Raw genomic sequence first — 14,291 nt, 5'->3', positions numbered from 1 at the left:
AAGCCGGAATCGCGCTCCTTGCGGGCATTCACCCCAGGAGTGCGAGCAGACATGTTGAAGTCCTGAAGGCGCGGCTGGGCCGGAAAGGGCTCAGCGCAGCCGCTGGCTGATGACCTTGGAGACTCCGTCGCCCTGCATCGAGACGCCGTAGAGCGCGTCGGCGACCTCCATCGTCCGCTTCTGGTGCGTGATCACGATGAGCTGGGAGCTCTCCTGGAGTTCCACCATGATCCGGATCAGCCGCTGCAGGTTGGTGTCGTCGAGCGCCGCCTCGACCTCGTCCATCACGTAGAACGGACTCGGCCTGGCCTTGAAGATCGAGACGAGCAACGCCACTGCTGTCAGTGACCGTTCGCCGCCGGACAGCAGGGACAGCCGCTTCACCTTCTTGCCCGGCGGACGGGCCTCGACGTCCACGCCGGTCGTGAGCATGTTGTCCGGGTCGGTCAGGACGAGCCGCCCCTCACCGCCCGGGAAGAGGCGCGAGAAGACGCCCTCGAACTCGCGGGCGGTGTCCCGGTAGGCCTCGGTGAAGACCTGTTCGACGCGCTCGTCGACCTCCTTGATGACCTGCATCAGATCGGCCCGGGTCTTCTTCAGGTCCTCAAGCTGCTCGGAGAGGAACTTGTGCCGCTCCTCCAACGCGGAGAACTCCTCGAGAGCGAGCGGATTCACCTTCCCGAGTTGCTGGTACGCCCGTTCGGCCGACTTCAGCCGCTTCTCCTGCTCGGCCCTGACGAACGGCTTCGGCTGGTTGCGCGGATGCTCCGGATCCTCCGGCAGCTCCTCGCCCTCCGCCGCCGGGGACGGCGGCACGAGCTGGTCGGGCCCGTACTCGGCGGCCAGACCGGCCGGCTCCACGCCCAGCTCCTCCAGCGCCTTCGCCTCCAGTTGCTCTATCCGCAGCCGCTTCTCGGCGCCGAGTACCTCTCCCCGGTGGACCGAGTCCGTCAGCTTGTCGAGCTCACCCTTGAGCTCGCGGCCCTGCAGCCGCTCGGCCGCCAGCTCCTGTTCCCGCTCGGCCTTCGAGGCCTCCGCGGCGGCCCGTTCCCGCTCCGCCCGTACGACGGACACCTCGACGTGGGCCAGCAGCTGACGGGCGCCGGACGCCACGGCGGAGGCCACCGCGGCCTCGTGGCGCAGCCTGGCCCTGCGCTGCTCGACGCGGGCCCTGGCCTCCCGTTCGGCGCGGGCTCCGCGGTCGAGGGAATCGGCGCGGCCGGCCAGCGCCTTGACGCGTTCCTCGTGGGTACGGACCTGGAGGCGGGCCTCCATCTCGGTCTGGCGGGCGTTGGCACCGTCGGCGGCGAGCCGGTCGCGCACGGCGGTGTCCGGTTCCTCGTCCGCGCCGTCCTGCGAGGCCTCCTCGGCGACGAGCAGCCGCTCGGCGAGCTCCTCCGCGTCCTGGGTCGCGCGCTCCAGCGCCTCCTGGGCACGGGCCGCGGAGGCGGCCATCCGGTCCGCCTCACCGGCGGCGCCCCGCGCCTGGCCGGCCAGCCGCCCGAGCTGCTGGGCCACCCCGGACTTCTCCCGCTCCGCGGTCCGGCGCCGCTCCCCCAGCTCCTCGACGAGCGCCGCGACGGTACCGCGACGCTGCGCCGCGAGCCGCTGCGCCTCGGCCAGCTCCGTGCACCGCACCGCCAGTTCCGCGAGCTCGGCGGCCGCCTCGTCCACGGACGCCTGGACTTCGAGGAGACTGGGCGCCCCGGCGGAACCACCGTGCGCGAAGTGCGCCGAGAGCACGTCGCCCTCGCCGGTCACCGCCGTCAGCTCCGGGCGGGCGGCCACCAGGTCCTCGGCGTCCTCCAGCGTCCCGACGACCACCATGTCCCGCACCAGCCTGCGCACGGCGGCCATCAGTTCGACGGGACCGCTGACGAGATCGGCGACGGCGGGGTTCCCCCGGCCGTCGAGAGCCACGGCCACCGGTCGCCCGGCCACCGCCGCCTCGGTCCCGGTGGGCCCCTGCGGCATCGGCAGGGCCGAGCCCTCCTGCGCGGGGACGTGGGCGACGCCGCCCCGGGACGCGGTGTCCGCCTCCGCGCCCTGACCGGGTACGTGCCCCACGGCATCGGACGCCCCGGGGAGGACGCCCGGTCCGCCCCCGAGCAGCAGCGCGGCCCGTCCCGCGTCCAGTTTCCGCAGCAGCCGGATCGCCTCCGCCGCGGTGGCCGGGTCCGTCACCGCCACCGCGTCCGCCGCCGCGCCCAGTGCGGCGGCCACCGCGACCTCGTGTCCCGGGGCCACCGTGAGCAGTTCCGCGGCCGGCCCGAGCAGGCCGGTCAGCCGGTCCCTGGCGCCGAGCAGCACCCCGGTGCCGTCCTTGCGGCGCAGCCCGAGGGCCAGTGCGTCGTGGCGGGCGGCGACCGCGGCGCGCTTGCGCTCTGCGGCGGTGGCGGCCTCCCGGGCGGCGGAGAGCGCGGCCTCCGCCTCCTTCAGCTCGCTCCTGGCGGCCTCGTGCCGCTCGCCGAGCTCGGCGTCGCCGGCGTCCAGGCCGTCGACCTCGGCCTTGAGCTCCTCGTACTCCTCCTGTGCGGCGACCGCCCGCTCCCGCGCCTCGTCGCGCGACGCGGCCAGCCGGTCGATCTCCGACTGCGCCGAACCGGCTCGGCTGCGGGCCGCGTTGACCTGGCCGCTCAGCCGGGCGAGCCCTTCGCGCCGGTCCGCGAGGGCGCGGGCCGCGTCCTTCAGCCTGCGTTCCTCGGCCGCCAACTCCCTTTCCAGGTCCGACCGGTGGGACGCGGTGTCCTCCAGGGCGTGTTCGGCCGCTTCCAGCGCCGCGGTCAGCTCCGCCTCCTGCTCGCGGATCCGGGCGGCCTCGCGCTCCATGTCCTCCGGGTCGCGGCCGCGCCGCTCCTCCTCCGGCGGGGCGGTGGCGCTCTTCACCCGGGCGTCGGCCAGCGAGATCGTGCCGCGTACCCGTTCGGCGAGCTGCGACAGCTCGTACCAGGTCTGCTGGGCGCGCTGGAGCCGCGGCGTCAGCCGCCGCACCTCGTCCTCCAGTTCCGCCTCGCGCCCCAGCGCCGCCTTGAGCTCCGCCTCTGCCGCCTCCCGGCGCTGCTTCAGCGCAGCCTCGTCGGCGATCTCACCGCGCAGCGCGGTGTGCAGCCGGACCAGGTCGTCGGCGAGCAGCCGCAGCCGGGCGTCACGCAGATCGGCCTGGATGACAGCGGCCCGGCGCGCGACCGCGGCCTGCCGGCCGAGTGGCTTCAGCTGGCGGCGCAGTTCGTCGGTGAGGTCCTGGACCCTGGCCAGGTTCGCCCCCATCGCGTCGAGCTTCCGCAGCGCCTTCTCCTTGCGCTTGCGGTGCTTCAGTACGCCGGCGGCCTCCTCGATGAACGCGCGGCGCCCCATCGGGTCGGCGTGGAGTACGGAGTCCAGCTGGCCCTGCCCGACGATGACATGCATCTCCCGGCCGATGCCGGAGTCCGAGAGGAGCTCCTGGATGTCCAGCAGCCGGCAGGTGTCGCCGTTGATCTGGTATTCACTGCCGCCATTGCGGAACATGATCCGAGTGATCGTCACTTCGGCGTACTCGATGGGAAGTGCGCCGTCGGAATTGTCGATGGTCAGCGACACCTCCGCCCTCCCGAGCGGAGGCCGCCCGGTGGTACCGGCGAAGATCACGTCTTCCATCTTGCCGCCGCGCAGGGATTTGGCACCCTGCTCCCCCATGACCCAGGAGAGAGCGTCCACGACATTGGACTTGCCCGATCCATTGGGGCCGACCACACAGGTGATCCCGGGTTCGAACCGCAGGGTCGTGGCGGAGGCGAACGATTTGAAACCACGCAGGGTCAGGGACTTGAGGTGCACGCCGCCGGACTCTACCTTTCGCTCTCGGTTTCGCTGATGAAAGTGCAGGGCACATCAGACGGTAAGGGAAGGGGTGTACGTCCGGGGCGGGACGGGCGCGGTTCTGAGGGGAAAAGAAAGAAGGGACGCCGAAGCGTCCCCTACAAATCTTGTGCATTACTGTCTCGCACATTGCTGTGCCGGCGGATGCGACGCCTCCGTGGAGGCGCGCACGCCGGATCAATGACAGACAGATGAAGACGCGGATCACCGGCAATCGATGATCAAGCGCAATCGATCTTCAATGATCCGGTGGCGATCCGACGACGATGATTCCGTGCGGCTGACGCGTGCAGCCCGACCGGCCCTGGGGCCATCGGTCAGGTCAGCGCCGGCTCCGCCTGAGGTACGTCGATGTCGATGCTGTCGAGCAGCGACTCTTGGTGCTGAGCGGCGGCGTTGAGCGCGTCGTTCTCGTCCTGAATCCGTACGATCTCGGATTCAAGATCCTGGACGCGCTGCTGAAGCCGTCGCATCTCGGCGAGGAGTCGCGGGTCGGAACCGCCGACGTAACCGAGAAGCGCCTTTGCCATGAGGATGGTCCTCCACACTGAGTGACCGACCGATGCGGTGTGGGTCGTGAGGGAATCGCACCCGCGGTGCTCGGCAGTGCTCTGTGTTCACTGCTGTTCTGCTGCCAAACAGCTCTGCCGAACAGCTAAGGTGCGCGGGGTTTTCAGCGTCTCACCAAAAAGTTTGACGGTCAACACGATCACACACTGTAGAGACGGGCGTCCCGGGGGCGCGCGGCTTGGCGATCATGCGGCGCGACTCTCCTGCGGGGCCCTCAGCGGCACGGAGATCATCCTTCTCGCCGCAGCCTCGCACGGCAACCGAATCTTGGCAACCACCGGATCATTCCGCAGGTCATTTCGTGTGTACGCGCAATGGCGCCCCTCGCCGTCACCCCGCGCCGCACCTCGAACACAGCCCGAACACGAGACCTCTCCCACCCTTGCCCGGGTACCGGATCAGCGGATCGCGAACCCCTCGTATCCGCCCCTCGGGGTGTCCCAGATCTCAGTGACTCCGTCAACGCGGCCGGGTGTGTCGTCCGAGCGCAGCCAATCCAGCAGACGGTGGCAATTCTCACGCCGCCCCTCGGCGACCACCTGCACCCTGCCGTCGTCGAGATTGAGGGCGAAACCGGTGAGACCACCGATCTCCAAAGCGTTTGCCCTGGTGAACCAGCGGAACCCTACTTGCTGTACTCGGCCGCGTACCCAGGCGGTGAGTCGTACCTCTTCGTTCATGCCCGAACGCTAACCGGCCACTTGCTTCCGGAGCACTTCTGGCCGAAAGGCCATGGCGTACAGTCCCCTCGCAAAAGCTTCACTCGATCGGGTGAGCCATGGTGGCGTCGAAATCGGCGTCCAGGTCGTCAGAAGGGCAACAGCAGATGGGACGCCATCGACGCTCCGCCGCAGCTCCCGCCGCTGAAGAGACCGCGGAGTGGGACACGGAACCCAGCCGGGGAGCCCGCCGCAGGAAGCGGTCCGGGATGCCGGTGCGTACGGGACTGCTCGGTGTCTCCGCGGCCATGGCCGTCGGGGCCGTCGCCGTGGCCTCCGGACTGCTGCCCGGCGGCGACAACTACCTGGGCGGCGGTTCGGCCGCCGACCAGGTGCGCTCCGAGGGCGCCCCGGACCTGCTGACGCAGGGCGGCTCCACGACCCCGCCGGCCGACCGCGGTACCGCGTCCGACACCGCGAGCCGCGGTACCGGCCGCACCGACGGGCCCACGAAGTCGAGCCCCTCCGCCGACGGCAAGCCCTCCGCCTCCCCTTCCACGACGTCCGGACCGACGAAGGAAGCGGAGAAGAAGGAGCCGTCCAAGAAGGCCTCCGCCTCCAAGGCTCCGGCGGCCAGGGCCACGAAGAGTGCTGTCGCAGCGGCGAGCTCGGCGCCGGCCCCCTCGACCTCCGCTCCGGCTCCCCGCCGGACCACGGCACCGCCCGCCGACACCTCGGCCCAGGCCGCCGTGCTCTCCCTGGTCAACCAGGAGCGCGCCAAGGTCGGCTGCAGCCCGGTCACGGCGAGCAGCTCGCTGGCCTCGCTCGCCCAGAACTTCAGCGACGACATGGCCGCCCGCGGTTTCTTCGACCACACCGACCCCGACGGCAAGACCCCCTGGGACCGTGCCGCGAAGGCCGGAGTGGACGGGCTCGGCGGCGAGAACATCGCCCGCGGCCAGGCCGACGCGCAGGCCGTGATGGACGCCTGGATGAACAGCGAAGGCCACCGCGCGAACATTCTCAACTGCGACTACAAAACGCTCGGCGTGGGTGTCCACTTCGGCTCCGGCGGCCCCTGGTGGACCCAGGACTTCGGCTTCTGAGCCCTGCCCGCCCCGCACCACCCCCCTCTCCGACCTCGTACGCCCCACCCGCTCACCCACGGATTACGCAACCCTGGAGAAAGCGCTGTGCGGGCGTACGCTGGTTTCCATGGACGAGAACGGCGGCAGTGGAACGGACGGCTGTCCGGGCGAGGCGTGGGTCTTCGACGTGTTCTCCAAGCGGTGCCCCTCGCGCGGCACCCTGGAACATGTCACCGGCCGCTGGGGAAGTCTGACCCTCGGCGCCCTGTACGAGGGCACCCTCCGCTTCAACGCGCTGCGCCGCCGGGTCGACGGGGTGAGCGAGAAGATGCTCTCCCAGACACTGCACGCGCTGGAACGTGACGGACTGGTGCACCGCGAGGCACAGCCGGTCAACCCGCCCCGCGTCGACTACGAGCTGACCCCGTTGGGGCGGCAGGTCACCGAGCAGCTGCTCGGGCTGATCCAGCTCGTCGAGGGCCGGATGATCGAGGTCATGGCGGCTCGTGAACGCTACGACGAGGCCCACGCAGCCCGGGAGGGCTAGGCGTCGCGCGGCGGGCGCTGGCAGCGCGGGCAGAAGTAGCTGGACCGGTTCATCCAGGCGCGGCGCCGCATCGGCGTACCGCAGCGGTGGCACGGCTCGTCCTCGCGCCCGTAGGCGTCGAGCGACCGGTCGAAGTAGCCCGACTCACCGTTCACGTTGACGTAGAGGCTGTCGAAACTGGTGCCGCCCTGCTCCAGCGCCGCGTTCATCACATCGCGGACGTGGCCGAGCAGCTCGGCCGACGTGGGGCGGGTCAGGGTCGCGGTAGGGCGGTCGTAGTGCAGCTTGGCGCGCCACAGGGCCTCGTCCGCGTAGATGTTGCCGACACCGCTGATCAGCGACTGATCGAGCAGGGCGCGCTTGACCGTGGTGCGGCGCAGTCGCAGCGCGGTGAAGAACGCGGCGTCGTCGAACTCCGGGTCCAGCGGATCGCGGGCGATGTGCGCGATGGTGTCGGGCACTCCGTCGGGGGTGTTGTCGTGGAGCGAGAGGCCGCCGAAGGTGCGCTGGTCGACGAAGCGCAGTTCGGTGCCGACGGAGTCGTCGAACCGGACCCTGACCCGCAGGTGCTTCTCGTCGGCGGCGTCCTGCGGCTGCACGAGCAGCTGCCCGCTCATGCCGAGGTGGCCGAGGAGCGAGCCGGCCGTGTCGTCCAGCGGCATCCAGAGGTATTTGCCGCGGCGCATCGCCGGCCCGAAACGGACTCCCGCGAGCCGGGCCGCGAAGTCCACGCCCCCCGCGAGATGGCGGCGGACCGCCCGCGGGTGCAGGACCTCGACCTCGCCGACCGTGCGCCCGGTCACCCAGCGCTGGAGACCGCGTCGTACGACTTCGACCTCGGGCAGCTCGGGCACGGTGTCGCTCCTGTGTCTGTATCGGTGTCGATACCTGGTTCTGGGCAGGGAAAACCCCCCGGTGCACAGGGCACCGAGGGGTTCTCGGGTCAGGCCGGAGCGACGTCCGTGGACGGCGGCGGGTCGGCAGGGGTGTCGGCGGCCCCTCCGTCGGCAGTGGCCTCCTTGGCCACAGCCTCCCGCGCCTCCGCGGCGGCACTGATCTCGCGCCAGGCGGATTCTGCCGCCTGTTGCTCCGCTTCCTTCTTGCTACGGCCGGTGCCGGTGCCGTACGAGACACCACCGACGCGAGCAGCAGCAGTAAAGGTCTTCTCGTGGTCCGGGCCGGTCTCCGTGACGAGGTACTCGGGGACTCCGAGGCTCTCGCTCGCGGTGAGCTCCTGGAGACTGGTCTTCCAGTCCAGGCCGGCGCCGAGGTTGGAGGACCTGTCGATCAGCGGGTCGAAGAGCCGGTGGACCAGCTCCGAGGCCGCGCCGAGGCCCTGATCGAGATAGACCGCACCGAGCACCGCTTCCAGGGTGTCGGCGAGGATGGACGCCTTGTCCCGGCCACCCGTGCCCTCTTCACCGCGGCCGAGCCGGATGAAGGAGCCGAGTTCGAGGCCGCGGCCCACTTCCGCAAGCGCACGCGAGTTGACTACCGCGGCCCGCAATTTGGCCAGCTGGCCTTCAGGCAGGTCGGGGTGAGTGCGGTATAGCGTGTCCGTGACCACCAGGCCGAGCACCGAATCCCCGAGGAATTCGAGCCGCTCGTTGGTGGGCAGACCGCCGTTCTCGTACGCGTACGAACGATGGGTCAGCGCACGCACCAGAAGGGCGGACTCGAGGTGGTACCCGAGCCGCCCTTCCAGAAGCGTGTGGGACGAGGCTGTGTTGACGTTGTCTGCCTGCTTCTTGGCTTGGGACAACTCAGACATCGGGCCTCTCACCAGCCGCTCAGACCTCGAGGACCTGGCGCTTGTTGTACGTGCCGCAGCTGGGGCACGCGATGTGCTGCAGCTTCGGCTCCTGGCAACGCTCGCACGAAACCAGGGTGGGGACCGCAGCCTTCCACTGCGACCGGCGGTGGCGCGTGTTGCTGCGCGACATCTTCCGCTTCGGAACAGCCACGGCTACTTCTCCTGCTTCTCGTCGACGCCAGGTTCGGCGCCGCCCATGTTGTCCTTCTCGCCGTCCTGAACGGTCTCGGCGAGTCCTTGCAACGCTGCCCAACGGATGTCGAGGGCTTCGTGGTGGTGACCGGGGTTCTCGTCCAGCCTGACTCCGCATTCGGAGCACAGACCGGCGCAGGTCTCCCGGCACACCGGCTGCATCGGCAGTGCGAGCACCACCGCATCACGCAGCACTGACTCGAGGTCGAACAAGCCGTCCTCAAGGAAGAACCTGTCCTCGTCGTCCTCGGCGTCGTCGACCGGGTCCGCCGTCTTGCTGCGGTTCCGGTCATCGGCGTCAGGGTACGAGAACATCTCCTGGAAGTCCGCCTCGACCTCAAGGCTCAGCGGCTCCAGACACCTTACGCACTCCCCCTCGGCCGATGCACGGGCGGTGCCTGTGACGAGCACACCTTCCATGACCGATTCGAGGCGGACATCCAGCTCCACGGGTGCGCCTTCCGGCACACCGATGACTCCGTCGATACCGAAGTCCTTGGGGGCGTCCACCGAGCGGGTCAGCCGCTTCATGGCACCAGGACGCCGACCCAGCTCGTGCGTATCGAACACGAGAGGGTTTCGGTGGTCGAGATGGCCGTTCAGGGCTTTTCCTGCTTTCGAATCATGCGCATCACGCGTGGTGGGGTGGGGCCGACCGGCTCCGGGGTCGAAGCGGGCAGCCTGGATCGCGGACATACGCGCGACCGAAGAGCCAGGATACTTGACGCGCCGCTCAGCTCCCAATCCGGTCCTGATCCGCCCCTGAGCGGCGCCCCGGCCGGCTCCCGGCCGGTCAGTGCTCCTGTTCGTACCTGCGGAGCTGGTCCAGGTCGATCATGCTGGTGTCGAACAGGCTGGTCTCGTCCAGGGCGCCCTCGCCGTGCTGCTGGAGGGGCTGCTGGGTCTGGGCGGGCTGCTGCTGCCAGGCGTCGTAGCCCTGGGCGGGCGGCGGGACCTGGTTCTGGTCGTAGCCCTGCTGCTGGTAGCCCGCGTAGGGGTCCGGCTGCTGCTGGTAGCCGTACACGTCCTGCTGCGGCTGGTCCTGGTACGCGTACGTCTGCGCGTACTGCGGCTCGGCCTGCGCGGGGAAGTGCGGATCGGCCTGCGGAGGGAGCTGCTGGGGCACCTGCCGCGGCTCCGGGGTGGCCGTCTCGGCCAGTCCCGCCCAGTGGTCCTCGTCGCTGGTGTGGCCCTGGCTGCCCGCGGCGTCCTGGGCGGCCATGTGCGCGCCGAGATCGTCGGTGGCGACCCGGCCGTGCAGCTTCTGCCGGCCCCGGCCCACCGCCTCCAGGGTCTTGGCGAGCACCGCTTCGAAGGCGCCGAGCTTGGTGTCCACGTAGTCGTCGGCCCGGCGCTGGAGCGTGGCCGGGTCGGCGCTGCGCTCGGGGGCCTCGGCGAAGTCGGGGTCCTCGTAGCCCTGCTCGTCGAAGCCCTGGCCGCGGCCGAGGAGCTTCTCGCGGCCCCGGTCGACCGAGCCGATGGTCTTGGTGAGGACGACCTCGAAGTTGGCGAGCTTGCTGTCGACGTACTCGTCGGCCTCGCCTCGGATCTCCTCGGCGTCCTTGCGGGCCTCACCGAGGATCCGGTCGGCCTCGGCCTGGGACCGCTGGGCGATCTCGGTGCCGGAGATCAGGGAGCCCCGCTCGGCGTGGGCGGACTCGATGATCCGCCCGGCCTCCTGGCGGGCCTGCTCGACGAGCTGCTCCCGGCCGCCGATGAGCTCCTGCGCGTGCGCGAGGGAGCCGGGCAGGGCCTGGCGCACCTCCTCGAGCATCGCGAGCAGTTCGGCGCGGTTGACCACGCAGGACGCCGACATGGGCATCGACCGGGCGTTCCCGACCGCTTCGACGATCTCGTCGAGCTTCTTCTGCACGTCCACCGTGTGCTCGCCACTCTCTACTGCCGATTGGAGACGGACGGCACGACTGTACGGCCAGTCGGCGCCCGCCCGACACCTGGTGACGGTCCGTCAGTGCCTCAGCGCTGGGCGAGGCGCTCCGTCAGGGCCTCCTGGACCAGTGGCGGCAGCAGGTGCGAGACGTCGCCGCCCCAGGTCGCCACCTCCTTGACCAGGGAGGACGACAGGAAACTGTAGGTCGGATTGGTCGGCACGAAGAGCGTTTCGACACCGGAGAGCCCGTTGTTCATCTGGGCCATCTGGAGTTCGTAGTCGAAGTCGCTGACGGCCCGCAGGCCCTTCACGATCGCCGGGATGTCGCGCTGCTTGCAGAAGTCGACCAGCAGCCCGTGGAAGGCCTCGACCTGGACGTTGCCGAAGTCCGCGGTGACCTGGCGGATCATCTCGATCCGCTCGTCGATCGTGAACAGACCCTTCTTGGACTGGTTGATCATCACCGCGACATGTACGACGTCGTACAGCTTCGAGGCGCGGCCGATGATGTCGAGATGTCCATTGGTGATGGGGTCGAACGACCCCGGGCAGACGGCGCGGCGCAACTTGATTCCCTCGCTCTCCGGTCCGGTCATCGTGCGTCTTCGCACGTAGCGGCGGCGCGACCGTACCAAAGCGTTCCCTCGCCGTAGCGACGGGCCCGCAATGGCTCGAATCCCTTGGGCCAGCTGAATTCTCCGCCTCTGGTGCTGCGCTCCACGGTGACGAGCGCATCGGCCGAGAGCCACCCCTGGGCACGGAGTGTGAGCAGGATCTCGCCAAGATCGTCGTCGGTGACGGCGTACGGCGGGTCCAGGAACACCACGTCGTACGGGTTCGCGGGCGCCGGTCCTGTCACGATCTGTTCCGCTTTGCCTGCCCGGACCTCGGCGCCGGGCAGGCCCAGGGTGCGGACGTTGTCCCGGACGGTGCGGACGGCCTTGGCGTCGGCCTCGACGAGCAGGGCGTGGACCGCGCCCCGGGAGAGCGCTTCGAGGCCGACGGCTCCCGAGCCCGCGTACAGATCGGCGATCCGGATGCCGTCGAGGGTGCCGAGGAGCGCCTGCCAGGTGGAGAACAGGCCCTCGCGCGCGCGGTCGGAGGTGGGGCGGGTGCCGGTACCGGGCGGGACGGCCAGGCGGCGTCCGCCGGCCGAGCCGGCGATCACGCGGGTCATGGGTGTCTGATCCTCGGGTCGGGGCGGCGCGCAGGGTGCTGCGGGCGCCGTGCCACCCACGATATGGCGTCGCGGGGACCGGGGCGCCCGCAGTACCCGCACCCCGGGGCGTCACCCCTTGTCGAGGTACTCCTCGCGCTCCTTGTCGAGCAACGCGTCCAGGACGAGGCGCAGCTCGGGCAGGTGCTCCAGGTCCGGGTCGGCGGCGACGACCGTGACGGCCTCCTCGCGGGCGGCGGCGATGACCTCCTCGTCGTCGATGACGCTGAGCACCCGCAGCGAGGAGCGGACCCCGGACTGGGCCTGGCCGAGGACGTCGCCCTCGCGGCGCTCCTCCAGGTCGATCCGGGAGAGCTCGAATCCGTCGAGGGTGGAGGCGACGGCGGAGAGCCGGGCGCGGGAGGGGCTCGCCTCGTGGGCCTCGCTGACCAGCAGGCAGAGCCCGGGGGCCGAGCCCCGGCCGACCCGGCCGCGCAGCTGGTGCAGCTGGGAGACGCCGAACCGGTCGGCGTCCATGATCACCATCGCGGTGGCGTTGGGGACGTTGACCCCGACCTCGATGACCGTGGTGGCGACCAGGACGTCGACCTGGCCGGCGGCGAAGCGGCGCATCACGTCGTCCTTGTCGTCGGGGTGCATCCTGCCGTGCAGCACCTCGACGCGCAGACCGCTCAGTGGTCCCTTGGCGAGCTGTTCGGCGATGTCCAGGACGGCGAGCGGCGGGCGCTTGTCCGCCTCCTCCGCGGCGTCCTTCTTCCCCTTCTTCTTCGCCGCCTCGTCCTCGTCGTCACCGATCCGGGGGCAGACCACGTACGCCTGGTGCCCGTTCTCGACCTCTTCGCGGACCCGGTCCCAGGCGCGGCTGAGGAAGTGCGGTTTGTCCTTGGCGGGGACGACGTGGCTGGCGATCGGTGAACGGCCGGCCGGCAGCTGGTCCAGGACGGAGGTCTCCAGGTCACCGAAGACGGTCATGGCGACCGTACGGGGGATGGGGGTGGCCGTCATGACGAGCAGGTGCGGCGACCTCCTTTCCCCCTGGGAGTGCGCCTTGGATCGAAGAGCGTCGCGCTGCTCGACCCCGAAGCGGTGCTGCTCGTCGACGACGACAAGGCCCAGCTCGTGGAACTTCACCTTGTCCTCGATCAGCGCATGGGTGCCGATCACGATCCCGGCCTCGCCGGTGACCAGGTCGAGCAGCGCCTGGCGGCGGGCGGCCATGCCCATGGAGCCGGTGAGCAGGACCACCTTCGTGCCGCGCTCGGAGCCGCCCAGCATGCCGCCCTCGGCGAGCTCCCCCATCATCTCGGTGATGGACCGGTGGTGCTGCTGGGCGAGCACCTCGGTGGGGGCGAGCATCGCGGCCTGCCCGCCGGCGTCGACGGTGGTGAGCATGGCGCGCAGCGCGACCATGGTCTTCCCGCTGCCGACCTCGCCCTGGAGCAGCCGGTGCATCGGGTGCTCGGCCGCCAGATCGTCGAAGATCTCCTTGGTGACCTTGAGCTGGCCGTCGGTGAGGGTGAAGGGCAGTTTGGCGTCGAAGGCGTCGAGCAGCCCGCCGGGGACGGGGCGGCGGGCGACGGCGGGCAGCTGGGTGTCGGCGTACCTGCGGCGGGCCAGCGCGACCTGGAGGACGAAGGCCTCGTCCCACTTGAGCCGGTCCCTGGCCGCCGCGACGTCGGCCTTGGTCTGCGGCCGGTGGATCTTCAGCAGCGCCTCGGGCAGCGGGGTGAACCCTCGGCCCTCGCGCAGCGCGGGCGGCAGTGGGTCGACGGCCTCCTGGGCGCTCGGCAGCACGGCGTCGACCGCCTTGGCGATCCGCCAGGAGTCGAGCTGCTTGCAGGCCGGGTAGATCGGCAGGAGCTTGCCGGCGAAGGCGTCCACGGCCTCGGTGGCCCCGGCCTCGTCGGTGGACTCCGCGTCGAGCAGTTGGTACGTGGGGTGGGCGAGCTGCATCTTCCGGTTGAAGACGGAGACCTTGCCGGCGAACATGGCGCGCCTGCCCGGCAGCAGCTCCTTGTGCGGCTTGTGCACACCGTGGCCGAAGAAGACGAGCTGGAGCCGGCCGTGGCCGTCGGTGAGGGTGACTTCGAGGCGCTTGCCCCGGCCGTTGTTGAACGCCATGACGCGGGCGTCGGCGACCTGGGCGACGACCGTCACATGCTCGTCCAGCGGGAGGTCGGTCAGCGCGGTGAGCCGGCCGCGCTCCTCGTACCGCCGCGGGTAGTGGTGCAGCAGATCGCCGACCGTGTGCAGGTCGAGGTGCTCGGCCATCACCTTCGCGGTGACGCCACCGAGCAGCTTCTTGAGGGGTTCGTCGAACGCAGACACGCGATCCATTGCACACCACGCCACTGACAGTTGTGCGCCGGGCACCGCCGGGCGGCGGCGATTCCTGGTCTCGATCACCGCACCGGGCCGTGATAAGTCCTGGTCAGAATCGTACGCGCGACCCTAGGATCGGCTCCCACGCTTCTCGCTCGCGATCGCCTGCCAAGG

Annotated in this window: 13 protein-coding genes; 2 read left to right on the top strand and 11 right to left on the bottom strand. The window is 70.4% G+C overall.

Translation table 11 applies throughout. The features are described from left to right. Positions 1-90 precede the first annotated feature (90 nt). The 3 genes from ACIQM0_RS35375 to ACIQM0_RS35365 form a co-directional block, all read right to left on the bottom strand. Positions 91-3,816, bottom strand: coding sequence for an AAA family ATPase (locus ACIQM0_RS35375; RefSeq protein ID WP_401294697.1), 3,726 nt, complete (start codon positions 3,814-3,816; stop codon positions 91-93). 359 nt (positions 3,817-4,175) lie between these two features. Then, complete coding sequence (locus ACIQM0_RS35370) at positions 4,176-4,388, bottom strand: hypothetical protein (protein WP_024494492.1); 213 nt, start codon at positions 4,386-4,388, stop codon at positions 4,176-4,178. 438 nt (positions 4,389-4,826) lie between these two features. Continuing rightward, a complete protein-coding gene (locus ACIQM0_RS35365; RefSeq protein WP_189545860.1) occupies positions 4,827-5,108 on the bottom strand; it encodes an acylphosphatase in 282 nt (93 codons plus the stop codon). Positions 5,109-5,254: 146 nt separating this feature from the next. Between ACIQM0_RS35365 and ACIQM0_RS35360 the strand changes: the two genes are divergently transcribed. Beyond that, positions 5,255-6,193, top strand: coding sequence for a CAP domain-containing protein (locus ACIQM0_RS35360; RefSeq protein ID WP_401294694.1), 939 nt, complete (start codon positions 5,255-5,257; stop codon positions 6,191-6,193). A 109-nt stretch (positions 6,194-6,302) separates the two neighbouring features. Then, a complete protein-coding gene (locus ACIQM0_RS35355) occupies positions 6,303-6,722 on the top strand; it encodes a winged helix-turn-helix transcriptional regulator (RefSeq protein WP_401294692.1) in 420 nt (139 codons plus the stop codon). Here ACIQM0_RS35355 and mutM read toward each other — a convergent pair. From mutM to recG, 8 genes are all read right to left on the bottom strand, one after another. After that, positions 6,719-7,576, bottom strand: a complete 858-nt coding sequence (mutM, locus tag ACIQM0_RS35350; RefSeq protein WP_401294690.1) for a bifunctional DNA-formamidopyrimidine glycosylase/DNA-(apurinic or apyrimidinic site) lyase — start codon at positions 7,574-7,576, stop codon at positions 6,719-6,721. The genes ACIQM0_RS35355 and mutM overlap by 4 nt on opposite strands. A gap of 89 nt (positions 7,577-7,665) precedes the next feature. Next, positions 7,666-8,493, bottom strand: coding sequence for a ribonuclease III (gene rnc / locus ACIQM0_RS35345; protein ID WP_363025051.1), 828 nt, complete (start codon positions 8,491-8,493; stop codon positions 7,666-7,668). 19 nt (positions 8,494-8,512) lie between these two features. Further along, a complete protein-coding gene (gene rpmF / locus ACIQM0_RS35340; protein WP_003965982.1) occupies positions 8,513-8,686 on the bottom strand; it encodes a 50S ribosomal protein L32 in 174 nt (57 codons plus the stop codon). A 2-nt stretch (positions 8,687-8,688) separates the two neighbouring features. After that, positions 8,689-9,297, bottom strand: coding sequence for a YceD family protein (locus tag ACIQM0_RS35335; protein WP_385034594.1), 609 nt, complete (start codon positions 9,295-9,297; stop codon positions 8,689-8,691). 223 nt (positions 9,298-9,520) lie between these two features. Next, on the bottom strand, positions 9,521-10,606 hold the full coding sequence (locus ACIQM0_RS35330; protein WP_401294688.1) for a cell division initiation protein: 1,086 nt from the start codon (positions 10,604-10,606) through the stop codon (positions 9,521-9,523). Positions 10,607-10,704: 98 nt separating this feature from the next. Further along, positions 10,705-11,184, bottom strand: coding sequence for a pantetheine-phosphate adenylyltransferase (coaD, locus tag ACIQM0_RS35325; RefSeq protein ID WP_363070476.1), 480 nt, complete (start codon positions 11,182-11,184; stop codon positions 10,705-10,707). A gap of 26 nt (positions 11,185-11,210) precedes the next feature. Further along, entirely contained in the window at positions 11,211-11,795 is a 585-nt protein-coding gene (rsmD, locus tag ACIQM0_RS35320) for a 16S rRNA (guanine(966)-N(2))-methyltransferase RsmD (protein WP_401294686.1), read from the bottom strand. A gap of 111 nt (positions 11,796-11,906) precedes the next feature. Beyond that, positions 11,907-14,132, bottom strand: coding sequence for an ATP-dependent DNA helicase RecG (gene recG / locus ACIQM0_RS35315; protein WP_401294684.1), 2,226 nt, complete (start codon positions 14,130-14,132; stop codon positions 11,907-11,909). Positions 14,133-14,291 lie beyond the last annotated feature (159 nt).

The sequence above is a fragment of the Streptomyces sp. NPDC091387 genome, assembly GCF_044756945.1.
Lineage (GTDB): Bacteria > Actinomycetota > Actinomycetes > Streptomycetales > Streptomycetaceae > Streptomyces.
The sequence above is the reverse complement of the archived record's forward strand: the minus strand, read 5'-3'. Positions and strand labels throughout refer to the sequence as shown.